A 24,004-nucleotide genomic window follows, 5' to 3' on the forward strand; every position below is an offset into this window, starting at 1 on the left:
GCTGATGGCTGTGGATGCCTTGTTCGGCTACTGAGAGTTTAGCAGGGAACTAAGGCTGCTTCTCCCTCTGTGGTTCCTTGAACGCCAACGGGTTCGGGAACTTCGAGCGGGAACTCGTCGCCGACTATTCCGGGCTGGCGTTTGATCGACCTTAGCCGATCTTCTTTCATCACTAAGGCGGCATCACACTCGGGACAGACATGAACCTGATAGGTTTTGCCATAGGCGGCGGCTTCGATTTCTTCTACCTTTTCGGGGTATTTCAGGTAAAAAGCGATCGCTTTCTCCACCAGCCCTGACATCGATTCTTCATCGATCGCGGCTCTGATCTTTAGTTGACGATGGACTCCAGGGGGAAGGTACAGTGTGACTTTTTGCTTGTCTTGCATATCACTAAATTGGTTTACCCGGGTATGTGTCTCTACTATAACCACTGTCTTTCCTCCCTGTCAAGATGGTAAGCTGTCATAACGGCATAATTGTAATATTTCTTTACAATTGTTGGGAAAATAGGGTGTGGGGTGTGGGGAGAATAAAGCTGCCTTTTGCCTTTTGCCTTTTGCCTTTTGCCTTTTGCCTTTTGCCTTTTGCCTTTTGCCTTTTGCCTTTTGCCTTTTGCCTTTTGCCTTTTGCCTTTTGCCTTTTGCCTCCTGAATTCAGCCAACCCTAATTACTATTGATACGACTTAAAAAAGCTTGTAGGCGCTCGCTGTGGGGATTATTAAAGAAAGTGTCGGGATCGCCTGCTTCTTCGATGACACCTTGATTAAAGAACAAAACCTTGTTAGAGACTTCCTTAGCGAACTGCATTTCGTGGGTGACGACTACCATAGTCATACCGTCATCGGCCAATTGACGCATAACGTTTAACACTTCCCCGACTAATTCCGGATCCAGGGCCGAAGTGGGTTCATCAAATAAAATCACCTCTGGTTTCATGCAGAGACTGCGAGCGATCGCCACCCGTTGTTTTTGGCCTCCCGATAACTGGTCAGGATAAACATCGGCTTTTGGTGCTAATCCCACCTTTTCCAGATAATGAATTGCCGTATCCTTAGCCTCATTTTCCGAGTGGTGTAACACTTGCTTGGGCGCTAACATCAAGTTTTGTAAAACGGTGAGATGGGGAAAAAGATTAAAGTGTTGAAACACCATACTTACCCGGCTGCGTAACTTGCGGAGGACTGATTGATTTAACTTCGGGGAAGAGATGTCAATTCCCATCACCTCCAAGCGGCCGCCGTTAATTGTTTCCAAACGATTGAGACAGCGTAAAAAGGTACTTTTGCCGCAGCCAGAGGGACCGATTACCGATACCACATCCCCTTGATAAAGAGTGCCTGTAACTCCTTTAAGTACCTCTAAAGAGCCGTAACTTTTGCGTAAACCTTCACTAACAATCACAGGGGTGGTAGTGGTCATGATGTCCTCTCGTAAAAAATTTTACATTCTGTACAAAGGTATCGAGATTAGTTTCTGCCAGATTGTATCCTTGACGACATTTTATCAAAGGGAATAATCATAATACTCAAATAGTCTTTCTACATCTGTCTTGGGTGGGAAGTAGGACGAAATTATTAACCTAATTGAGCAAAAAAATCAAGGAGAAACAATTAAAAAATGATTAAATTTTGGCGAGGGCGGGCGGTGCAGAGAGTCATCTTTGCCTTGTTAGGATTAGTCTTGGCGCTCGGATTAAGTGTTATTCCCGCTTTTTCCCAGACCCCTCCTAATCCCTTTCGAGTCGCCACAGAAGCAACTTTTCCGCCCTTTGAATTTCAACAAGGGGGACAATTAACCGGGTTTGATATCGATTTAATGCGGGCAATTGGCAAGGAAGCTGATCTCAATATTGACTTTAGAAATTTACCCTTTGATGGCATTATTCCGGCTCTACAAGCGAGAACAGTGGAAGCCGCTATTAGTGGCATGACCATCACCGCCGAACGGGCCCGGGCGATTTCTTTTTCTCGACCTTATTTTAAGGCTGGTTTAGCGATAGCTGTTCGGGAAGATAATAAAACGATTAAAAATTTTGAAGACTTAAAAGGCAAAAGAATTGCCGTCCAAATTGGCACGACGGGAGCCTTAGAAGCGATAAAAATACCGGGGTCAGTGGTTAGTCAATTTGACTCGGCGGCTTTAGCTTTGCAGGAATTAATTAATGGTCGAGTTGAGGCAGTAGTTAACGATAAACCCGTGACTTTGTATGCAATTAAACAAGCGGGTTTACGGGGAGTAAAAGTAGTCGGAGAATTATTAACGGAAGAATTCTACGGGATTGCTTTACCCAAAAATTCTCCCTATCTCCAGTTAATTAATAATGCTCTCGGTCGAGTCATAGAAAGTGGTCAGTACGATGCTATTTTTAGGCAATGGTTTGGAGAAAAACCGCCAGAATTACCTTTAGTTGCACCGGCTTTAAAGAATTTACAGGAATCGAGTTTTAACTGGGGAGAATTATTCTATAACCTGATTTTTAAAGGGGTTCCCTGGACAATTCTGTTAACGGTTCTGTCTTTTCTGTTCGGGTTAATTGGTGGAACTTTAGTGGCCATTGCCTTGATTTCTCCCTACAAATGGTTAAAAATAATTTGCCGCATCTATGTGGATTTCTTTCGGGGAACACCGATGCTGGTGCAATTATTCTTGATCTATTTTGGTTTGCCCGGGTTGTTCCGAGAAATTGGCTTAAATATCGACTTAGATCGTTTACCAGCGGCCTTATTTGCCCTCAGTTTAAATGTGGCGGCCTATTTAGCTGAAATTATGCGCGGCGGTATTCAATCGATCGATAATGGTCAATGGGAAGCTTGTTCTAGTCTAGGAATGTCCTCAGTGCAAACCATGCGCGAGGTGATTTTTCCCCAAGCTTTTCGCCGGATGTTGCCACCCTTGGGGAATGAATTTATCACCCTAATTAAAGATACCAGTTTAGCGGCAGTAATCGGTTTTGAAGAATTATTCCGGCAAGGTCAATTAATGGTAGCCACTACTTATAAAGCTTTCGATATTTATATCGCTGTTGCTTTGGTTTATTTGGTTTTAACTACCCTTTCCTCCGTGGTATTTAAGCGCTTAGAGATTTATATGGATCCCCTACATAAATCTAAACAGGAACAGAAAGCTTAGGGGCAACAGAATCGTAGAGTGTGGATTCCTGACAATCAGCTGAGATACAAAGAACTTTTCAGCGACCATAGCACCAATTATAATTCTTCGGGTAACTGAGCAGACTAACTAAAAGTTGCGATGGCGGAGCAAATTCTTTCTCTACTCTTGTACTTAATTGTCATTTTAACGGCTTTTTGGTTTATTAGCCCCCAAAAAAAGCCCCGTAGTCATCCAGCTTATCATCTTGCTTGTTTGCTAGAAGATGCTCCTGAAAGCTCTTTAAAGGGTCAATTTTATCCCCTGGCTACTCCCTTGGCTACCCCGATCGCCTGTACTGTTCCGCAAGTTTGGCGTAGTATATATAGGCAGTCTCTGGCAAAACCGGATGTTAACTATTGGCAATGGCGCGGTATGCCCGAAAATGAGCAGTTTTGTCGAGAATTACGGGAATTATTGCAATTAAATCCGGCTAGAGGTTACGCTAAGGAAATTCTGGAAAGTCTCGCCTTGGGTCAAGATCCTTTTTATCATCTTTACTGGGATCTAAAAGCGATCGCTAATGGTAACTTTAACACTATCGGGACTAATAAACTAGCTGAGGGCAGATTTGCCTGGCGAGATTTGCGAACTCATCAGCAGATGCGGAGGGATTTTCGTCAATGGCATTTACAAGCTTGTCAACAGTTGGGAAAAGAGCGGGTTAAAGCGGTTTATCGGGTGTGTTATGGGTCAGATTGGTCATTAATCGCCCAAATTCTCTATCCTTCGCCCCGTTCCTTGGCCGTGATGATTATAGAGTCCGCTAATCCCGTTTGGTGGCGAGTTTTGGGGATTACTCCTTTTAGCACGACTAGCCGGATTGAGAATAATTATAAAACTCTCTTGTGTTATTGGCATCCCGATCGCAATTCCCATCCCAATGCTACAGAAATCACTGCCCATCTTAATCGCGCCTACGATTGTTATCAAGGTTTTCAGGAGATGAGTAGTCAAGATAATGCACCTTTGTGGACGAAAATCCGTCGCTGGATTCCTTAGACTTGACTCTAGTTTTTCCCTTGACTTTTTCCCTAACGAAAGAATGTTAGTCTAGGAACAATTTTTGACATCCTCACCGCCGTAAACGGACGGTGATTCCCAAACCTCACGATTTAGGTTTCTGCTTCTTTCCCGAAGGATTTTTCGCACCTGCCTTAACAGATTTACTCTGTTCTGGTCTTATGGTCGCTCTACAGACTGACACCGCAAGCCCTGCGGCCAAAATATTTTTACTAGCGTTAACATCTCGGTCATGGTGAGTCCCACAGTCTGGACAATCCCACTCTCGAATATTTAACGGCATTTTCAAGGGCAATATACCCGCAATTACTACACCTTTTAGAACTAGGAAACCATCTATCTATTTCGATGTAGTTTCTCCCATACCAACGGCATTTATAGGCTAACTGTCGAGTGATTTCTCCCCAACTAACATCAGATATTGCCTGAGATAATTTCGGGTTTTTGACCATATTCTTGACGGCTAAATTCTCAACCACAATCGTTTGGTTTTCACGAACTAATTGAGTGGTTAGCTTATGTAAATGGTCTTTTCTGCTATCGGTGATTTGAGCGTGAATTTTGGCTACTTTGATTCTTGCTTTTTCCCGATTTTTTGACCCTTTCTGTTTTCGAGAAAGATTTTTTTGTGCCTTTCGCAACCTCTGATAATGTTTCTTAAAATGCTTAGGATTAGACACTTTATCGCCATCGCTGGTAATCACGAGGCTACTAATTCCTAAGTCAATTCCAATGGCTTTATCTGTTACTGGTAATGGCTTAATTGTTGGGTCATCAAATCTAATTGATATATGCCAACGTCCAGAAGGATGTAATCTGACTGTTACTGTGCTTGGTTCACAGCTTTCTGGTATTTGTCTTGACCATCGAATCGCTAAGGGTTCCGTGCATTTGGCTAAATAGATTTGTCTGTCTTTAAATTTAAAAGCAGATTTGGTAAATTCGGCACTTCCTCCCTGATGTTTTTTCTTGAAGTTAGGATACTTAGTACGACCAGCAAAGAAGTTAGTAAAAGCTGTTTGTAAATGTCTTAACCCTTGTTGTAAAGGTACACAGCTTACTTCATTGAGAAAGTTTAATTCTTCTTGTTTTTTCCAATCAGTTAGCATTGAAGAAGTTTGAGCGTAGCCTACTCTTTCTTGTCTTTCATACCATGCTTGTGTTCTGAGATGGAGAGCTTTGTTGTAAACCAATCTTACACAGCCCAAAGTGCGCCGCAATAGCGACTCTTGTTCTGGTGTTGGGTAAAATCGGTAAGAATAGGCTTTTTCCATGTCTCGCATTCTAGCATATATCGTGTAAATGCGCTAATATTTAACAGTAAAGCCGTCGTAGAACGACGGGGTTTCAGACCCAAATTTTCGATGACCACGCTTGCACTCTCAGGGTAATGAATCTAGTGCTTTTAAACAATCGCTACCAAATTGTTAGTATCCTTGCTAGGGGGGGATTTGGGGAAACTTATATCGCTATCGATACGAATATGCCTTCTCAACGGCGCTGTGTGATTAAAAAATTGCAGCCGGCTATTCAAAGTGAGGAGATGCCAGAATGGTTAAAAGAACGTTTTCAGAAAGAAGCAAGCGTTTTAGAGGAATTGGGGGAGCAAAATCGCCAAATACCCCGTTTATACGGTTATTTTGCCCAAGATAATCACTTCTATCTGGTGCAGGAGTGGATTGAAGGGGAGACACTAACCCAAAAACAGCAACGACAGGGAAAATTATCCTCCTCGGTAGTGCGGACGATTTTAGAGAATTTACTGCCTGTTATTGATTTTATTCACAGTCGCCGCATTATTCACCGGGATGTGAAACCCGATAATATTATCTTAAGAAATAGTGATAATTTGCCCGTTTTAATCGATTTTGGGGTAATGAAAGAGGCAGTGGCCACCTTACTCGATCCTACGGGAAAAAGTGCCTATTCGATCGCCCTTGGCACCCCCGGTTATATGGCTTCGGAACAGGCTGCTGGGAGACCGGTCTTTTCTAGTGACCTTTATAGCTTAGGCTTAACGGCGATTTTTTTATTAACGGGAAAAACTCCCCAATATCTAGAAACTGACTCGCGCACGGGGGAAATTCTCTGGCGACAGGAGGCAGAAAATGTTAATCCTAATTTAGCTATGGTAATCGATCGAGCGATCCGTTTTCATCCCCGCGATCGGTTTGCTACTGCTAGGGAAATGTTGGCAGCTTTAGGAGAAATATCCCCCGATTTGTCCACCCAACCGACTATCGCAGTTTCTCCCCATAGTCCCCGATTAAAGTCCTCTACACCCCCAAAACCAACCGTCTCCCCCACTGTGGTTATTAAACCCAATTCTGGGGAAAAAAAGAATACTTGGCCGTGGATTTTGCTGATTTTTGCAGTGACAATTGGGGCTTTTGTCCTAGGATATCGGGGATTTATGGCTATTTTTCCCAAAAATGAGGAAATCGAACCATCACCAACCCCCGAACCTTCTCCTATTCCTGAAATCATTCCTCCTCCCTCCCAAGATTTTCCCCCTATCCGACGACCTTCTCGTCAACGGACTCCCATTTATTCCCCGACTCCTACTCCATCCCCGACTCCTACCCCAGAGGTGATTCCTAGTCCAGAAGCGACTCCAGAATTAACTCCTAGTCCCACCCCAGAAGAAGTAATTCCTATTCCTGTTCCCCTTCCTGAAACAGAGCCGAGTCCTCAAGTTTCTCCCCTTCCTTCCCCTTCCCCTTCTCCTTCCCCTTCTCCTTCTCCTTCCCCTTCTCCTTCTCCTTCCCCTGTTCCAGAGGTGATTAATCCCCCGGTTAATGAGGATAAAATTGAACCGATCGCTCCTCCTGTTTTATCACCTTCTCCTCCTGAAGAAAATAGTAATTAATCTAAGTAGGTAGGTGTTAAAAGTTGTCAGACACCCCCCTTATCAAGGCTGTCCTTTAGTCACATCTTTCTTAACATTTCAAACCTTTGTAGCACAAGGCTTTCAAGACTCGGTTAACAATCTGTAATATTCCTTGTTGACACCCTTACTGACAAGGAAAAAACTGAAATCAATTCAGGATAAGGGTTGGAGTGCTTACTGCAAAAATTGTTAAGAAAGATCCCTATAAGGGATAGCTTATCAAGGGGGGCAGGGGGGATCAGAGGCAAAATCTATCTTCAATTTAATTATAACTACTTACTTAAAAATACGGTTTTTTCTTTAAGCTCTAGCACGAAAAATTTGATTAGCCGTGAGGTTTAACTCTGGAAAAATCCCTGAAATAAGACGTTGATCCTGTTTAAATAAATTACCTTGATATTCTCCATCGATTAATTGATAGATAGAAATGGTGGGTTCTTTGGGGCTGCCAATATATCGGGACGAACCTTTGGCTAAATAATCGATAATCCAATATTCGGCAATTCCTAATTGTTCGTAGTCGTCGAATTTCTTTAGATAATCATCTCGCCAATTGGAACTGACAATTTCAATAATTAATTTAGCTGATGTTGCCAGAGAAATTGAGGAAGCGGTTTCCCAGTAGTGATCATTAACTAGATTTTCTCTGTCTAGGACAATAATATCGGGTAGATAACCCGTATGGGGGCGAAGGGGTTTTACTGCGGCAGTATTGGGGATAAAATAGGGCAATTGCCGTCTTCTAATCTCCAATCCTAACTCCATGCTTATAAAACCGCCAATTTCTTCGTGTTTTCCGATCGGTCGCATCATGGCCGATAATTTTCCTGCGATTAATTCGTATTGTTGTCCATCATCGGGATATTGATTGATATAGTCATCAAAAGTCAACAATTGGGGGATAGTTTGGGTTGTGGTCATGGCAGTTAGGGTAAATAAGAGAGATGATTTTTCTAGATTCTAACTCGATTAACGACGTTGCCACCAAGTCAATCCAGCTAGGGTAAATCCTACTAAAGGCATCACTACCATCGCTATCCAAAAAATAGCGTTAGCTTGCAGGGGATTTAAATTGATTCTTCTATTTTCTGGTTCCTTGGCCCGGATAGATAAGGTGGCTGTTTCACCACTGGCTAACCACTGCACAGAATTTAAAAATATATCTCCGTTTAACTGTTGTTCAAATAGTCCATCGCTGGCAAAGCTGGCATTACCAATCACGATTAATTTACCTTTTTTTCCTGTTAGAGCAACTCCTAAATCAAAGGGGCCAGCTAAATCTTTTTCAGGGTTAAACTGGAGATTCTGATCATTTAAATCACTCTCAGCCCACATTTTATCATTGGTAATCATTAAAGATATGGCTTCAATTCCTTCGATGGGAACGGTAGCGATGGGACGAGCAAAGGGAAAGATAGAAATACCGTTAGCAAAATCCCGGGTAATGGGATGATTACCGTAATTGGTAATAATGGGACTAGCCGGACCTAAACCGATGATTTCCCCGGCACCAGAAGCATCAATAATAATCCGATTATCTAGTTTCACACCCCAAGAGGTTAATAAGGGTTCTAATCCGGTTTCGGTTTGGGGGTCAATCATTAATAAAATTTTGCCCCCTTGCTCAAGATAGTTTTTTAAAGCGGTGACTTCCTGGGGAAATATTTTTCTTTTGGGACTGGCAATAATAATGACATCGGCATTATTGGGAATGGTGGAACGTTCCACTAGATTAAGTGGTTCTACTTGATAACCTTTTGCTTCTAAACTATTGACTGCTTGTCCTAAACCCCCTTGAGGCTCTTTGATGGCATTTTCTCCATGACCTTGCAGAAAATAAGCGGTTAAAGTGCGATTAGTTTTAGCGGTTTCGATGGCGTTACTCAGTTTCGCTTCGGTGAGACTTTCCTCTTCACTAATAGTTTTTAGGGGTTGTTTTTTGTCACCATACTGTAGATAGACTCTAGACAGATTATCATCAGCTAGTTTTTTAAATTCCTGGACAATATTGGGTTTTTTCTCCGGGTTAACTATCTCGTACTGAAATTGGGGGTTTTTGCGTTGATAATTGGCTAAAAGTTCCTCTTCGTTGCCACTGATTCCCCGGGTTGAAAAAATCCAGACTTTGACAGGTTTTGACAGATTGGTTAATAGTCTTTCGGTTTGGGGGGATAAACTAAAGATTTGGTTTTCGGTTAAATCAACTCGATAGGGATAACGGAGGGCGAGAAAGTTAATTAAACCGATAACGCTGAGGACAATAATAGTAGTAATGAGGGTTTGAGTGCCGGTGCGGGTACTTCTTTTTTGCCAAAAGTCTTTGGAAGTGATTACTAATAACAACAGCCACCCTAGAAACAGAATAGCCCCAGCAATTAATAACCCCAGAGAGAGGGATGACCATTGACCAGAAATTAACCCCACGGTTAGGCCGGCACTACCGAGAAATAGGGCGGGTATATAGAGAAATTTACGGTATTTTTGCCAGTATATCATAGTTAGTTTCTTTGATAACGGTCCGCTTCGATCGCTTGAGTAGTTAGGAAGATTCCCAGCAGAATATAACTGAGGAGGATGACTAAACTACTACTGTCAAAAATTCCCCGCACGAAATTGTTAAAGGGTTGATACCAAGATAGATGGGATAGTAATTCTTTCAGGAAAAATCCGATCTGTTCTCCCACTTCTCCTCCGATGCGATCTCGAAAGAAGGTTTCGGCATTGTTAGCAATTACATCCAGTATCCAGATAAATAAGATGGTGATAAAGGTGATGATGTAAGCAAGGATAGAACTATTGGTGAGGGAAGATATAAACATCCCGATGGCTAGGATGGCCGCTGCCAGTAAAATTAATCCTAGATGAGCTAGTAAAATACTGGCTATATTCACCGGGGGAACTGCGGTACTAAAAACCACTATTTCATAAATCCAGAGGGGGGTAATCATCACGGTAAAAAAGGCCAGCACTCCCAATAATTTACCGATGGCTATACTCCAATTAGTCAGGGGGGAAGTGGCTAAAAGTTCTAGGGTTCCCTGTTTTTTTTCCTCTGCGTATAATCCCATAGACAGGGCTGGCAAAATTACCAACAATAAAGAGGATAAAATCATGCCGATGAAAGTGGTCATAAATTCAGATACCGTATCTCTGGCTACCAGAAATCCCGATTGTTCTTGGATACCAATATCGAGAATAATGCCGTAGAGAAGGGAGTTAAAGAAAAATCCCGCTACTAACCAAAATATCCCCATAATGATATAGGCATTGGCGGCGGTAAAATAGCTTTGAAATTCCTTGCGAAAAATCGCCCAGATATTATTGATCATGTCTCTCCTCTTGCTGATTACTTTCCCCGCTGCCGATTACTTCCAGAAAGATATCTTCTAGGGTTTTGCGGGTGCGACGCATTTCTAATAGGTTATAACCATTGTTGACAACTATTCTAGCAAGTTCTGCTCCTAGGTTTGTTCCCACTTGACCAACAATTTTAAGCAGGTTATCGCCGACTTTTGCTGCTTGTTCGACTTGGGGTATTTGTTGCAGGATTTCTAGCAGAGAATCCCTATCACCTTCGATCTCAATTTCATAACTGGAACCGGCAGGGGTAGCGGTAGTAATATTATTGGCCACGATGCGACCCCGATTAATAATTGTCGCTCGATCGCAGGTAATACTCACTTCTGGCAAAATATGAGTGGAGAGAATAATTGTATGTTCTCCCGCTAAACTTTTAATCAGATTTCTCACCTCGATAATCTGTTTCGGATCCAATCCTACTGTCGGTTCATCTAAAATAATTACCGGTGGATCGTGTATGATCGCTTGGGCAATTCCTACACGCTGTTTATAACCCTTGGATAACTTGCGGATAATAACTTTTCTTTTTTCTAGTAACTGACATTTGCCTAACACTAAATCTACCCGCGCTTTTCTATCCCCCGATGAGATGCCTTTAATCCGTGCGACAAAATCAAGAAAACCTTCCACGGTCATCTCCGGATACAAGGGAGGATTTTCGGGAAGATAACCAATGCGACGACGCACTTCTAAGGATTGTTGATGCACATCATATCCTGCTATCCTTGCTGTTCCCGTCGTAGCAGGAATATAACCGGATAAAATCCTCATAGTGGTGGTTTTTCCGGCTCCATTGGGTCCCAAGAAACCGAGTATTTCTCCCTTTTCTACTGTAAAATCCACGTCACTGATTGCCGTGGTAGAACCATAAATTTTACTCAGATGTTCGACTTCAATCATAAGCTTTATCAGTTATCAGTTATCAGTTACCAGTTATCAGATGGGAGTTTTCAGTCAATAGTGTTAAGTGACAAGTTTAGGGCTTTCTTTTCACAGATTACTGATTACTGCTCACTGATAACTAATTTTTCCCAGACTATGATCGCGATTAATTTCTACCACTATATCCGCTTGTTTGAGCAGGGGTGGCAGAAATAATTGCGGATGTAAACTTTTCCAAAAATACTTGACAAATTCCTCGATTTCTGATGGGTTCATACCTCCTTTTGCTTCGGCCGCCTGTCGCCATTGTAAACTGTAACGGTAGTCAAGGGGATAAAGAATCAGTAAGCGATCGATTTTTGACCAGAGGGGTAGATATTCCCGCAATCTTTGATTATTATCCCTGGCGAATTGTCGGTCTTCTTGGCTATTAATCGGATCGGGGGCATGATCAAAGACTGTTTCTTCTATTGGATTCATGCCCACAAACCAACCCTCGAAAAAAAGAATATCGACTCGCTCCACTTGTTCCGCTGCAATTCTATCTCCTTGTCCTCGATGCAGGTACTTGTCAAAACGCGGGATTAAAATCGGACTTTCTTGCTGACAAACCTGTTCTAAAACTTTAATTCCTAATGCTATATCATGAGTACCCGGTGGACCACGCCAGCGCAATCTTTCATCCTTTTGACGTAATTTTATTCGCTCATTATAGGTCTTATAAATATCATCTAAAGAGAGATTATTTACTTTTAAATCAAAATAGGCTAAAATAATCGACATTATGGATGTTAAGGTGGTCTTTCCCGTGCCTTGAGGAGCCAAAATGCCTTGAATCAACGGTTTTGCGTGGCTGCGTAGCTCTAGCGCCCAGGGAATCCACAAGCGCCAACAGCTGATCAAAATCTGATTTTGCTGATTTATCCCTAACTCCTGACATTTTTGCCAGACTCGCGGCCAGAGAATCGTTAATAGTTCCGCCCTTTCCTGTAGGATGAGAGGGTTAGTCTCCCTAAAATTTAAGGATTCGATCGCTAGTAAATCTTCTAGATCCGCCTCAGTTAAGGGATTTTTGTCGATTAATCCCTGTAAAATCGTCAAAATCTTCATAGCTGTTATCGGAATTAGGAAAAAACTGTCCCAGTGATTCAGGAGTAATTCTCCCGGGTTAGCCACCCATACCAGCAGATTAATCCCGCTCAAGATTTTTTTTGAGAGTGTTTTTTAGGGTTATTTGCCCAAAAATGAAGGGTTTGCAGGCAGGCACGGATTCCCACTCTACATATAAGTATATGTCAAGTTCCCTTTTCAGTCAAGGGGTTTGGCTAAAAATCTCTAGCTTGGTCTCCAGTTTCCCAATCGGTTAGACTAAGAATTATTCACATTACTTAACAAAACACCAGATGAATACAGCTGCTCTGACGATAAGGCAAAATTGGCAATGGCAAGGAAATTCTATACACTATGTGCAAGCGGGTACTAGAGTTGCGGGAAAACCCCCGTTACTATTAGTCCACGGTTTTGGCGCTTCCACCGACCATTGGCGAAAAAATGTGCAAGGTTTAGCCTCAGAATGGGAAGTATGGGCGATCGATCTGCTAGGATTTGGTAGATCAGCTAAACCGGATATTGTCTATAGTGGCAATCTTTGGCAGCAACAATTAAACGATTTTATCAAGGAAGTTGTGGGCCAACCGACGGTTTTAGCGGGTAATTCTCTGGGGGGTTACGCTTCTCTCTGTGTGGCTGCTAATCATTCCGAGAATGTTCGGGGATTAATTCTCCTCAATAGCGCCGGTCCCTTTAGCGATACAGAAAGCAATCGTCAGCCTAATTTAGCACAAAAATTACTGCGATCAGTCTTGCTGCAACCCTGGGCTAGTTATCTCTTATTTCTCTATACCCGTCAACCCAAAACTATCCGCAAAACCCTAGAGAAAGTATATCTCGATCGCAGTGCCATTACTGAGCAGTTAATAGAAGATATCCGTCGTCCTTCCCTGGATGCGGGAGCAGCCAAAGTTTTTGCTTCTGTGTTTAAATCTCCCCGGGGGGAAAATGTGGATATTCTCCTGCAAAAGTTAAGTTGTCCCCTGTTGATGTTATGGGGTGAGGGGGACCCTTGGATGAATACTAGGGAACGCGGGGCCAAATTCCGTCAATACTATCCTTCTCTGACAGAATATTATCTAACTGCCGGTCATTGTCCCCACGATGAAATTCCCACAGAGGTTAACCAGTTGATTAGTGATTGGGTGAAAAGCTTATAGGTAGTTAGGGATCGGTTATCAGGTTTTTATTTTTTTGACGCTCAAGTAGTCGTGCAAAATTAATTTCCTAGTCGAGACAGGAGACAGGAGACAGGAGACAGGAGAGGGGATACAGCTATTAGGGATCGGATTTGAGTTTTCAGTTCTCTGTTTGCTCACCACCGCAGAAGCCTGACGGAGTAGTGGCTTAGATGTGTAATTAATTGTGCTTAGATACTTATCTAACCTGAAAAAAGAGGGTCTGTAGGAAGGCACGGATTCCCATTCTATATATAAGTATCTGTCAAGGGCGGGGATTTGTCAAGGGTTTTTTTGAAAAAATCTGCCAGAATTTCAGGGGAGAAAATCGGAATCGAGGATTTGTTCGGGACTATAGGGGCAGCTTTCGGCAAAGATAGCGGCCGGTAATTGGCTTTTTTGTCGGACTCGCTTCACTGCTTTGGGGTAAATAACGGCGATTCTGGTTAAAAAATAGTTATAAAGGGTTTTTGACTCCAATAAAAGTTCTAATTCCACCCGAAAGTTACCGATTTCGTCCTGCCATCCCCGCGCACATCTTTCTCGTTCCTCCAGCCAGTATTGGTAAAGAAGCAGATGAATGAGCAATTTTAGGAGATAACTATCTACTTGATGTCTCTGTTCGTTCCCCAATGCTTCGATTTCTTCTTCGAGATGTTCCCAATCTAATACATCTGTCTGTTTTTGTCGCAGTTGTTTGGCCGTTTCTTCTAACCAAGCAAGATAGTCTTGTTCGTATAGGTCTTTAGTTGTCATAACCTATCCTCCTTAGCGCTGGTCAGGTATTAGGTTTTTATTTTCTTGACGCTTATCTAACCTAAAAAAAGAGGGTCTGTAGGAAGGCACGGATTCCCATTGTATATATAAGTATATGTCAAGTGCGGGGATTTGTCAAGGGTTTTGACAGTAGAAAGGGAGAAACCTTTTAACAATACACTTGTTCTAACATAGCAGCAGTGAGAGATTTTTGGCCGTGATAATAGAGACGACGATTGAGACAACCGATCGATTTAACATAGGTAGATAGGGTTCCCAGATCATGGGAAATAATTAAAATGGTCATCCACTCATTCAATTCTTGCAACAGGGAAAAAATACTAGCACGCATTTGGGGATCGACACTGGCAGTGGGTTCATCTAAAATCAAGAGACGGGGTTCTACCGCTAAAGCGCGAGCGATATAAACCCGTTGGCGCTGTCCTCCTGAAAGTTCAGCAATCGATCTTTTTTTCAACGCTAACATTCCCACACTATCTAAAGCTTTATCTACCCTTACCTCATCTTTTTTACTATAGCCTTGCCAGAGTTTTTTGCTGCTCAATCTCCCCATTTTCACCACCTCACCCACAGTAATGGGAAATGAGCGATCGCATTCGACAAACTGCGGCACATAACCGACTAATTCCCGACCTTTTTCGACATTTTGCCCCAAAATACTGACTTCTCCCCGCCAAGGTTTAATTAATCCCAGTAAAACCTTAAGGAGGGTAGTTTTTCCTCCTCCATTCGGGCCGATAATTCCCAGGAAATCCAATTCTTCAATGGTTAAATTAATATCTTCGAGGATGGGTTCCTGTTCGTAGCCGGCCCAGAGATTATTAATGGTAATGATCGTTGACATAAGTAATAAGTAGTTGGACAAAAGTAAAGTTAACTGTGGGGTGAGGAGTCAGGAGTCAGGAGTCAGGAGTCAGTAAGAATTGCGGCAGTTTACATTTCTTAAGATAGACAACAAAATTTATGTCCGACTACTTAGGGCAAAATTAACTTCTTGGTTGGGATAGGCAAAAGGCAATGGGCAATAGGCAAGAGGTAGTTAGATATGTGCAATTAATTGTGTCTAGCTACATATACAAACAATTACTGATTTAAAACTGTGGCCATCTTTTGGGAAACTTGTCGCAGGTTTTCACTCCAATTTTGAGCAAAGGCACTGATAGGGATTACCTGTCCCCCAATTTCCCTAGCAATAGTTTCGGCACTTTTCTGGCTAAATTCTGGTTGAGTAAAAATAACTTTAATATTCTCTTTTTTGGCCTGTTTGATTAGTTGACTTAACTGGGCAGCACTGGGTTCATTACCGTCGATTTCGATCGCAATCATCTCTAAACCGTAATCTTGGGCAAAATAGCCCCATTCGGGATGAAATACCATAAATTTTTTGTTTTTAATCCCTGCCAAGTTTTGCCGAATTTCTTGATCTAATGCGTCTAATTCCTGACTGAATTTTTCCAAGTTAGCTCGATAGATAGCTTCCTGACCCGGATCGAGTTGTGCTAGGGTTTGATAAATAGTCTTTGCTTGTGCTTTGACTCGTTTTGGTGATAACCAAATATGGGGATCTAGGGTGTTTTTTCCAGCTTGATGTTTTTCTTCCTTAGCGTGATCGTGATCATGATCATGATCGTGATTATGTTCTGCTGTCAAAGGGATTTTATCTACTCCTTGACTGGTATCGACGATTAACATCTGTTGGTTAACACTGTTTAAGCGATCTTTCCAGGCATCCTCTAAGGATACACCGATTTTAAAGTAGGCTTGCGATTGGGCTGTGGTTTTTAATTGTTCGGGTTTTGGTTCATAGGTGTGGGGATCTGTCCCGGGTTGAATCATGGCATTAACACTGACTCTATCACCGCCGATGCGTTTGACGAAATATTCCTGCGGTACGATACTGACTGTCACCTGTAAGGGTGTCTTTGCTTCCTCTTCCTTGACCGAAGGACTACTACAAGCTGTTAAGCTGGCTATAGTCAGGGTTAAAGCGATCGCTGTTAACTGGAAATTTTTACCCATCGGATTAACTGAGTCTGATTATAGTTCTCATCTTATCACAGTCGGTGAGAATCGTTATCATTCTAAAAATATTGTGGTATAGATGCACTGGTTTTGCTGCCATCGATCTTTCGCTCCCAATTAAAAAATTTCTCTTGCCAAGCAACGCTTGACATGATATTATATAGATAATGGAAAATCCGTGCGCCTGCGACCCCCCTCTGGTCAAGTCAAATAAAGCCCAAAAAAATTAACTCCAAAAAGTAGTGGGTGAACTGATAACTGATACTCGTTAAGACTGCGCCGGAGTGCTGGAGTTGGGAGAGGAAGCCTGAGCATTTGTACTAAAACTCCCAAGAGGCAGTTTAAATTCAGTAGAGCTTAACTAGAGCTTGCTGAATAAATCTAAAAACCTTGTTGGGTAAAACTTTCAGACTTTTTGTCAATCAAAAAGTACCGGACATGGGAGTGATCGGGGGGAAAATTCAGGGACTTTTTCCGTGAAAATTAGGTAATTGACCCCCTCAAAATCGGTAAAACCCTACACCCCACACCCCACACCCCACACCCTACCCCCACGAAAAACTTTTTGCCGCAAACCCTAACCAAAAACCGAGTGCCGATCACTAAAAAATGACTTTTGCCTCCGTTATTCGCAACATTGAAAAATCGCCTTTAACTGCCGAACTTATCCAAAAACTGGAGAAAAACGGCAATTTAACCCTAACTGGTCTTGCCCGCTTACCGAAAGGATTAATAAGCACAGCTTTCGCCCGTTGTCAAGGAAAAAATCTTTTAATTATCTGTGCCAATCTGGAAGAAGCGGCACGTTGGGCGGCACAATTAGAAGCGATGACGTGGAAAGGTGTTTTCTTTTATCCCACCTCGGAAGCTTGCCCCTACGAGAGATTTAATCGGGAATCGGAGATGATTTGGGGACAGATGCAGGTATTATCGTCCCTTCGACGTAGCTCAGGGCAAACCCTAATCAGTCCTCAAGAGGCCGGAATTGCGATCGTTACCACCGAAAAGGCCCTGCAGCCCCATTTACCCCCTAGAGAGGTTTTCGAGCAATATAGCGATAATTTTGCGGTAGGAAGGGTTATAGAAGCCAAAAACCTCGATCTAACCCTAGCTAGATTAGGATATGAACGGGTTTCACTGGTAGAAACCGAAGGACAATGGAGTCGTCGCGGCGATATCGTTGATATTTTCCCAGTTTCGGCAGAATTACCAGTCAGGTTAGAATTTTTCGGCGATGAATTGGAAAAATTGCGAGAATTTGACCCTGCCACCCAAAGATCCCTCGATTCTATCCCCAATCTGCTTCTTACTCCCACTAGCTTCGCAGCGATCATTGCCCCTTCTCTCCCCCCGACAGTGGCCGATTATCTAGGGGCTGAAGAGCGGGAAAAATTAGCTAATGGCATTTATCCAGAGGGAATTGAGCGATTTTTAGGCTTGTCCTTCCCTCAACCTGCCTCTTTATTGGATTATCTCCCCGAAAATACTCTTATTGCCTTTGATGAACTGGAAAGCTGTCAAGCTAGAAGCGATCGCTGGATAGAATATATTGGGGAACGCTGGCAAGAGATAGAACCAGCTTTACCGAAAATTCACCGTTCTTTTGGTGAATCTCTGCAAATATCGGTCAAATTTCCCCATCTCTACCTCTCAGAAATAGACGATCACCTCTGCGAAAATAGCCTTAATCTCTCCAGTCGTCGGATTCCCACCAGTCCGGGGCAATTCGCCAAACTAGCGGAAATTTTACGGGGAAAAAGAGAGATTTATAGCGGTATTAAAGTAAATAAGTATGCTACATGGTTAATATCTGCCCAACCCTCCCGCACAGTCTCGTTATTACAGGAACACGACTGTCCGGCCCAATTTATCCCCAATCCCCTCGATTTTGGGGCGATCGAGCGCTTAATCATTCAAAACACTGCTACAGCCCTAAAATACTCAGGATTAGCTGAGTTAGAAGGTTTTATCCTACCCACCTATCGCATAGTCGTCGTTACTGATCGAGAGTTCTTCGGACAACATCTTCTAAATACTGCTGGTTACGTCCGCAAACGTCGGCAAGCAGCCTCGGTACAGGTGGACGTGAACAAACTCCGTCCCCTCGACTTTGTAGTACATAAACACCATGGCATCGGACAGTTTATCAAACTAGAAAAGCAGGAAAGCACAATTAGCGGAGTAGTGCAAGGTCGAGATTATCTAGTTATTAAGTATGCCGATGGATTATTGCGGGTTCCTGCCGATTCTGTTGATAATCTCTCCCGTTATCGTCATACAGGTAGTCAAGAGCCAGAATTACATAACATCTCTGGCAAAGCGTGGGAAGCGACGAAAGCCCGCGTCAGGAAGTCAGTTAAGAAGTTAGCGGTTGATTTAATCAATATTTACGCCCAACGGGCCAAAAAATCGGGTTTTGCCTATCCGATGGATAATCCCTGGCAGCGGGAGTTAGAGGATTCTTTTCCCTACCAACCCACTGCTGATCAACTGAAAGCGATACAGGATGTGAAACGGGATTTAGAAAGCGATCGCCCGATGGATCGTTTAGTCTGTGGGGATGTGGGTTTTGGTAAGACAGAAGTGGCCATTCGTGCTATTTTTAAAGCTGTCACCACGGGTCATAAACAGGTGGCTTTATTAGCACCAACAACGATTTTAACCCAACAACATTATCACACCCTAAAGGAGCGTTTTGCCCCCTATCCCGTCAACGTGGGTTTATTAAATCGTTTTCGCACCAATTCCGAGAAAAAAGATATCGTCCAGCGCTTGAAAACGGGGGAATTGGATATAGTAGTGGGTACTCAATTGTTATTGAGTAAAGCGGTGGAGTTTAAAGATTTAGGGTTATTGGTAATTGATGAAGAACAGCGTTTTGGAGTCAATCAAAAGGAGAAAATTAAGGCTTTTAAAAGTAATATTGATGTGTTAACCTTGAGTGCGACACCGATTCCCCGGACTCTTTATATGTCCCTTTCTGGGGTGCGAGAAATGAGTTTAATTACCACACCCCCTCCCTCTCGTCGTCCCATCCAAACCCACCTTTCCAGTTATAATTCTGATGTGATTAGAACGGCAATTCGCAATGAATTGGATCGGGGGGGACAGGTTTTTTATGTAGTACCAAGAATCGAGGGAATTGAAGAAAAAGCGGCAGCAATTCAAGGGATGATTCCTGGTGCTAGAATTGCCATCGGCCACGGTCGTATGGATGAGTCCGAATTAGAGACCACCATGTTAGCTTTTAATAATGGGGAAGCGGATATCTTAGTCTGTACGACTATTGTGGAGTCGGGGTTAGATATTCCCAGAGTTAACACAATTATCATTGAAGATGCCCAAAAATTCGGTTTAGCGCAACTCTATCAACTGCGGGGACGGGTGGGGCGATCGGGAGTACAAGCGCACGCTTGGTTACTGTATCCAGCTAAGGGAGAACTAACAGAAACCGCTCGGGAAAGATTAAAGGCAATTCAAGAATTTACCCAGTTAGGATCGGGGTATCAATTAGCGACTAGGGATCTGGAAATTCGCGGTGCGGGTAACTTATTGGGTGCGGAACAATCGGGACAAATGGAAGCGATTGGTTTTGATCTATATATGGAAATGTTACAGGAAGCTTTGCGGGAAATTCAAGGTCAAGAAATTCCCCAAGTGGAGGATACCCAAATCGATCTGAAATTAACGGCATTTATTCCTAATGATTATATATCCGATCTGGAGCAGAAAATGGATGTCTATCGGGCGATCGCTACTGCCAATTCTCAGAAAAATTTAGGACAAATTGCCGCCGATTTAGTGGATAGATACGGTGCAATTCCTTCACCGGTGGCACAATTATTTAAGGTAATCGAGTTAAAACATCTGGCTAAATCCCTCGGTTTTTCGCGCATTAAACCCGATGGAAAACAGCATATTATCCTAGAAACTCCCATGGAGGAACCAGCGTGGAAATTATTACAAGAACACCTACCCCAACATATACAATCACGCTTTGTTTATAGTCCCAAACAGGTGACAGTTAGGGGTTTAGGAACGGTAAAACCGCAACAGCAGTTAGATAGTTTATTGGACTGGTTGGCTAAGTGTAAAGATGGTTTACCGACGAGGAATTAGACTAAATCCTGTTTAAAAAGTATAGGAGAGTGGGAATTATGAATTATCAATTATGAAGTGGGGAGTGGGAATTATGAATTATCAATTATAAATTATCAATTATGAACTGGGGAGCAGGGGAGAAGATAATAAATAAGAGTAATCTCGTGAATTCAGAATCCTGACTCCTATACTCTGTTATAAAAAGCACCTCATAGATATGAGGTGCTTTGGGTACGGAGAGAGAGGGATTCGAACCCTCGTTAAAGTTACCCCTAAACAGCATTTCCAGTGCTGCGCCTTCAACCGCTCGGCCATCTCTCCAATTGAGGTCACGATCATCAATCCTACAGCAAATGCTGCCGATCTGTCAAATTATTTTTTGATGGGAAACGCTGTCACCTGTCTGGGGTCCCCACTGCAAGACTTTTCAAGCACACCCTAGATATTGATTTAAGATTGCGGCCGTAGCTAGACCGGTTTTTTGCCAACTAAACTCATTAGCTCGTTTTTTGCCTAAATGACTTAATTTTGACTGTAATTGTCGATCTTGAGCGATAATTTTCAGGGCATCGGCTATGGAATCGACTCGATAGGGATCGATTAAAATTGCCGCTGTTGCCGTGACTTCGGGCAAAGATGACAAATTTGAGGTAATCACGGGTGTACCGCAGGCCATAGCCTCTAAAACGGGCAATCCGAAGCCTTCCCAGAGACTGGGGAAGATTAAAGCAGTGGCTTGACTGATCACTTTGGGCAGCTCATCGTAGGGGATATAATCGAGAAATTTAATGCGATCGCTAACTGCCAATTCTCGCGCTTGTTGTTGTAAATTGGGGGTATAACGGCGATCAAAGCTGCCGGCAATCCAAAGATGATAATCGCTTAAATCTGGGGGCAGTTGGGCAAAAGCGGCGATTAAACGCGGTAAATTTTTATAGGGATTGGGACGACCCAGATAGAGAAAATAGGGATGTTCTGGCTTATTATCTTCAGTAGGGCGAAAGTGATGATGATCGTAGGCTAGGGGAATAGAAGTAATTTTATCGGCGGGAATTTGATAATATTCAGTGATATCTTTGGCCGTTGCCTGAGAGTTACAGATAATATGTTTTGCCTGTTGTAATACCTGCGGCACATAATAACGGAAATAGTGGGTTAAGGGGGAAGTAAGACTGGGAAACCGCAGGGGAATTAAATCGTGGACCATGACGACAAAGCGACAGTGAGAATTTATTGGCGCTTCTGGGAGGGGAGAAAAGAGTAAATTGGCGTTTAATTGTCGGTAAATTGACGGTAACTGCCATTGAGTCCAGAGTAAGCGTTTTAAATGACCTTTCGCTCCTCGATCGGGGCCGAGACCCTTGGGGATAGAATAACAGTTAAAGTCGGGATAACTATTAGCTGTTAGTAGGGTTGGTTCTAAATTTTTTAGGTAGGGTAAGAGGTTAAGAATGTAGGTACTGATTCCCGTGGGTTGGGGAAAAAGTACCGAGAGATTAATTAATAGGTTATGCTGTGTATTCACTAATTACCCTGTTGATATTTGCTGAGAATTTCTGAGATATATTGGTAGCCTTCCAGTCCAATAGATTTAATCAGGGAGGAACGTTCCAGACTGAAAGTCTGCTCAAAAGCTGCGATATTTTTGCCGCGAATAACCGTTAATAGACTAGCAGCTTGTCGCCATTCTACTGCACCGATTTCGTGTAGCCAATACATTCCTAGAGAACCCATATAAATTGCCTGTTCAAAATTCTTGTCTTGATAGTAAGCTTCGCCTAAATAAGTTAGTAATAAACCTTGCAGATATACATCCCCGTAGTATTTGGCCGATTCCAATCCTTGCAGGAGAATATTAATCGCCTCTTGGGTTCTTTCAAGGACAAGATATGCTAAACCTAAACTGCTACAACAAAGGGATTTACTCTGCCAATCTTGGAGACTTTCTGCTAACTTTAATCCCTGTTTTAAATACTCGATCGAACTTTGATAAATTTCGTGATCATATCTCTCTAACTGTTGCGCTTCCTGTACCTGACTATAACCCAAATTAGCTAAAGCGTTAGCCTGTCCTAAACTATTACCCTGTTGACGACTTAAAATTAAAGCTCTCTGACTTAAATTAATCGCTTCTGTATAGTTTTTTTGGATAGCATTGAGACGCGATAAATGGTTTAAATTAGCTATTTCACAAGCAGAGTCCTGCTGTTGACGAGCAATTTCTAAAGCTTGTTGATGACATTCTCTGGCCTGTGGATAGTCGCCGCGAATGCGATTAGAATAGGCAATTAAAGTTAAAATTCTCGCCTTTTCTCCCGTACCTTCCACATAACGCAGAGGAATTGATAAATAATCTAAGGCCTCCTTGAGATAACTGCCAGAAAAGGAGGCAAAAATTCCCCCGTATAAAGGAAAATAATCCCGTTGAGCAAAGGTTCTCAGAATTTGTAAAGCCATCTGAAAACAGCCCCGACTATAGAGAGAATTTTTACTAACTTGCTCGAAACTATTGGTTAAAAGTGACCAAATTAAAGCAAAGGTGAGAAAGGTAGAAATGGATAATTTAGCTCCCAGTTTTTCGCTATAGATACGCTGATCAAAAAAGTTAATTAGTCCTCTCTGGATATATTGAAAAACAATAGCAGTTTCTACCCAATCGGCTAAAGTTAAATCCTCAGTGATAGAATCAAAAGCTTGTTGATTAGCTAAACTTTCTAATACTCGTTTTAACCAGGAGGGATTAACTTTACTTGCCCAAATTTGCCAGGGTGTCACTCGCTCATTATCATTAGTAAAACCAAGATTGCGATTTTGTTCGTAGAGCCAACTGGTGAGATCATTCGATAAATTTGACCAAGTATTTAACCCCAGATTAATCCCCGTGGCAATTTGCCATAAATCCGCTTCTCCCCGCTGCTGAGCAACTGTCTGTAAATGCTTGGCTAACTGTTGTAATTGTTCTAGGGTTAAAGCATTATTTTGATTGGGATCAATTAAATTTACTAAAGTCAGTAAACGATCCTCTCGATCGATTTTTACCAGATTATCGATCGCCGCTGCAGTGAGAGAATTTTGCTGATTGGTTTTTTGGTATTTTTCCCATTCACTTTCGATCGTTTCCAAGGCCCGCAAAACCCTAGTCGCTTTAATTTTTGTTTCTAACTGTGAGCGAGTAACGATCATTTTTTCGGTTAAACAACGCTCAAAAATTTCTCCTGTGCCATTTTTTACTCCCTCGGCTAAAAGGTTATAAACCTGTGATTTAGCCCTAATTTTTCCTTCTAAAGTTAGATTGACAATGCGCTCAATTAGTGCTTTATAAGTTTCGTTGAAGTTATCTCTATTTTCTGTCATAAGTGGTTGGGAATTATGAATTATGAATTATGAATTATGAACTGGGGTGATGGGGTGATGGGGGTGGGGAGAATAAATAAAAATAATCTCCTGACGACCGGCTACTGACTCCTGACTCGGTTGAATTATGAACTGGGGTGATGGGGGTGGGGAGAAT

General features: G+C 42.5%; 17 protein-coding genes, 1 tRNA gene and 1 pseudogene. 5 read left to right on the forward strand and 14 right to left on the reverse strand.

All coding sequences use genetic code 11. The annotated features are described in order from the left end of the window. Positions 1 to 38: 38 nt before the first annotated feature. Together N0824_RS06025 and N0824_RS06030 are read right to left on the reverse strand one after the other, a co-directional pair. Positions 39 to 389: a hypothetical protein gene (locus N0824_RS06025; RefSeq protein WP_036385817.1), complete on the reverse strand. Its 351-nt coding sequence runs from the start codon at positions 387 to 389 to the stop codon at positions 39 to 41. A gap of 277 nt (positions 390 to 666) precedes the next feature. Then, the gene (locus N0824_RS06030) at positions 667 to 1,422 is read right to left on the reverse strand and encodes an amino acid ABC transporter ATP-binding protein (RefSeq protein ID WP_108936088.1); all 756 of its coding nucleotides are present in this window, start codon (positions 1,420 to 1,422) and stop codon (positions 667 to 669) included. A gap of 198 nt (positions 1,423 to 1,620) precedes the next feature. On the opposite strand from N0824_RS06030, the gene N0824_RS06035 reads away from it, so the two are divergent. Together N0824_RS06035 and N0824_RS06040 are read left to right on the forward strand one after the other, a co-directional pair. Further along, on the forward strand, positions 1,621 to 3,132 hold the full coding sequence (locus N0824_RS06035; protein ID WP_108936089.1) for an ABC transporter permease subunit: 1,512 nt from the start codon (positions 1,621 to 1,623) through the stop codon (positions 3,130 to 3,132). A gap of 120 nt (positions 3,133 to 3,252) precedes the next feature. Further along, entirely contained in the window at positions 3,253 to 4,152 is a 900-nt protein-coding gene (locus N0824_RS06040; RefSeq protein ID WP_108936090.1) for a J domain-containing protein, read from the forward strand. A 106-nt stretch (positions 4,153 to 4,258) separates the two neighbouring features. Here N0824_RS06040 and N0824_RS06050 read toward each other — a convergent pair. Beyond that, positions 4,259 to 5,447 (reverse strand): annotated as a pseudogene (locus N0824_RS06050) (RNA-guided endonuclease InsQ/TnpB family protein). Between the two features lie 116 nt (positions 5,448 to 5,563). Between N0824_RS06050 and N0824_RS06055 the strand changes: the two are divergent. Next, a complete protein-coding gene (locus N0824_RS06055; protein WP_108936091.1) occupies positions 5,564 to 7,042 on the forward strand; it encodes a serine/threonine-protein kinase in 1,479 nt (492 codons plus the stop codon). Between the two features lie 321 nt (positions 7,043 to 7,363). Here N0824_RS06055 and N0824_RS06060 read toward each other — a convergent pair whose 3' ends face one another. From N0824_RS06060 to N0824_RS06080, 5 genes are all read right to left on the reverse strand, one after another. Next, positions 7,364 to 7,984 carry a Uma2 family endonuclease gene (locus N0824_RS06060; protein ID WP_108936092.1) on the reverse strand — a complete coding sequence of 207 codons (621 nt, stop codon included), beginning with the start codon at positions 7,982 to 7,984 and terminating at the stop codon, positions 7,364 to 7,366. A 48-nt stretch (positions 7,985 to 8,032) separates the two neighbouring features. Continuing rightward, entirely contained in the window at positions 8,033 to 9,559 is a 1,527-nt protein-coding gene (locus tag N0824_RS06065) for a Gldg family protein (RefSeq protein WP_108936093.1), read from the reverse strand. Positions 9,560 to 9,561: 2 nt separating this feature from the next. Beyond that, a complete protein-coding gene (locus tag N0824_RS06070) occupies positions 9,562 to 10,392 on the reverse strand; it encodes an ABC transporter permease (RefSeq protein ID WP_108936094.1) in 831 nt (276 codons plus the stop codon). Further along, entirely contained in the window at positions 10,382 to 11,323 is a 942-nt protein-coding gene (locus N0824_RS06075) for an ABC transporter ATP-binding protein (protein WP_108936095.1), read from the reverse strand. The genes N0824_RS06070 and N0824_RS06075 overlap by 11 nt, the downstream gene beginning before the upstream one ends. A gap of 111 nt (positions 11,324 to 11,434) precedes the next feature. Next, the gene (locus N0824_RS06080) at positions 11,435 to 12,415 is read right to left on the reverse strand and encodes an ABC transporter ATP-binding protein (RefSeq protein ID WP_108936104.1); all 981 of its coding nucleotides are present in this window, start codon (positions 12,413 to 12,415) and stop codon (positions 11,435 to 11,437) included. Between the two features lie 293 nt (positions 12,416 to 12,708). Between N0824_RS06080 and N0824_RS06085 the strand changes: the two genes are divergently transcribed. Next, positions 12,709 to 13,575, forward strand: a complete 867-nt coding sequence (locus N0824_RS06085) for an alpha/beta fold hydrolase (protein ID WP_108936096.1) — start codon at positions 12,709 to 12,711, stop codon at positions 13,573 to 13,575. Positions 13,576 to 13,908: 333 nt separating this feature from the next. On the opposite strand, the gene N0824_RS06095 is transcribed toward N0824_RS06085, so the two are convergent. From N0824_RS06095 to N0824_RS06105, 3 genes are all read right to left on the reverse strand, one after another. Further along, entirely contained in the window at positions 13,909 to 14,349 is a 441-nt protein-coding gene (locus N0824_RS06095) for a DUF29 domain-containing protein (protein ID WP_108936098.1), read from the reverse strand. Positions 14,350 to 14,518: 169 nt separating this feature from the next. Next, a complete protein-coding gene (locus tag N0824_RS06100) occupies positions 14,519 to 15,214 on the reverse strand; it encodes a metal ABC transporter ATP-binding protein (RefSeq protein ID WP_108936099.1) in 696 nt (231 codons plus the stop codon). Positions 15,215 to 15,453: 239 nt separating this feature from the next. Continuing rightward, complete coding sequence (locus N0824_RS06105) at positions 15,454 to 16,389, reverse strand: metal ABC transporter solute-binding protein, Zn/Mn family (RefSeq protein ID WP_108936100.1); 936 nt, start codon at positions 16,387 to 16,389, stop codon at positions 15,454 to 15,456. A 612-nt stretch (positions 16,390 to 17,001) separates the two neighbouring features. On the opposite strand from N0824_RS06105, the gene mfd reads away from it, so the two are divergent. Next, a complete protein-coding gene (mfd, locus tag N0824_RS06110; protein ID WP_108936101.1) occupies positions 17,002 to 20,511 on the forward strand; it encodes a transcription-repair coupling factor in 3,510 nt (1,169 codons plus the stop codon). Between the two features lie 216 nt (positions 20,512 to 20,727). Here the strand turns inward: mfd and N0824_RS06115 are convergent. From N0824_RS06115 to N0824_RS06125, 3 genes are all read right to left on the reverse strand, one after another. Beyond that, a tRNA-Ser gene (locus N0824_RS06115) sits at positions 20,728 to 20,814 on the reverse strand. Between the two features lie 106 nt (positions 20,815 to 20,920). Then, complete coding sequence (locus tag N0824_RS06120) at positions 20,921 to 22,018, reverse strand: glycosyltransferase family 1 protein (RefSeq protein ID WP_108936102.1); 1,098 nt, start codon at positions 22,016 to 22,018, stop codon at positions 20,921 to 20,923. After that, on the reverse strand, positions 22,018 to 23,847 hold the full coding sequence (locus tag N0824_RS06125; protein WP_108936103.1) for a tetratricopeptide repeat protein: 1,830 nt from the start codon (positions 23,845 to 23,847) through the stop codon (positions 22,018 to 22,020). The genes N0824_RS06120 and N0824_RS06125 overlap by 1 nt, the downstream gene beginning before the upstream one ends. Positions 23,848 to 24,004: the final 157 nt, after the last annotated feature.

Origin of the sequence: Microcystis sp. 0824, assembly GCF_003112475.1 — a bacterium.
In the GTDB taxonomy this organism is placed as follows: Bacteria; Cyanobacteriota; Cyanobacteriia; order Cyanobacteriales; family Microcystaceae; genus Microcystis; species Microcystis aeruginosa_C.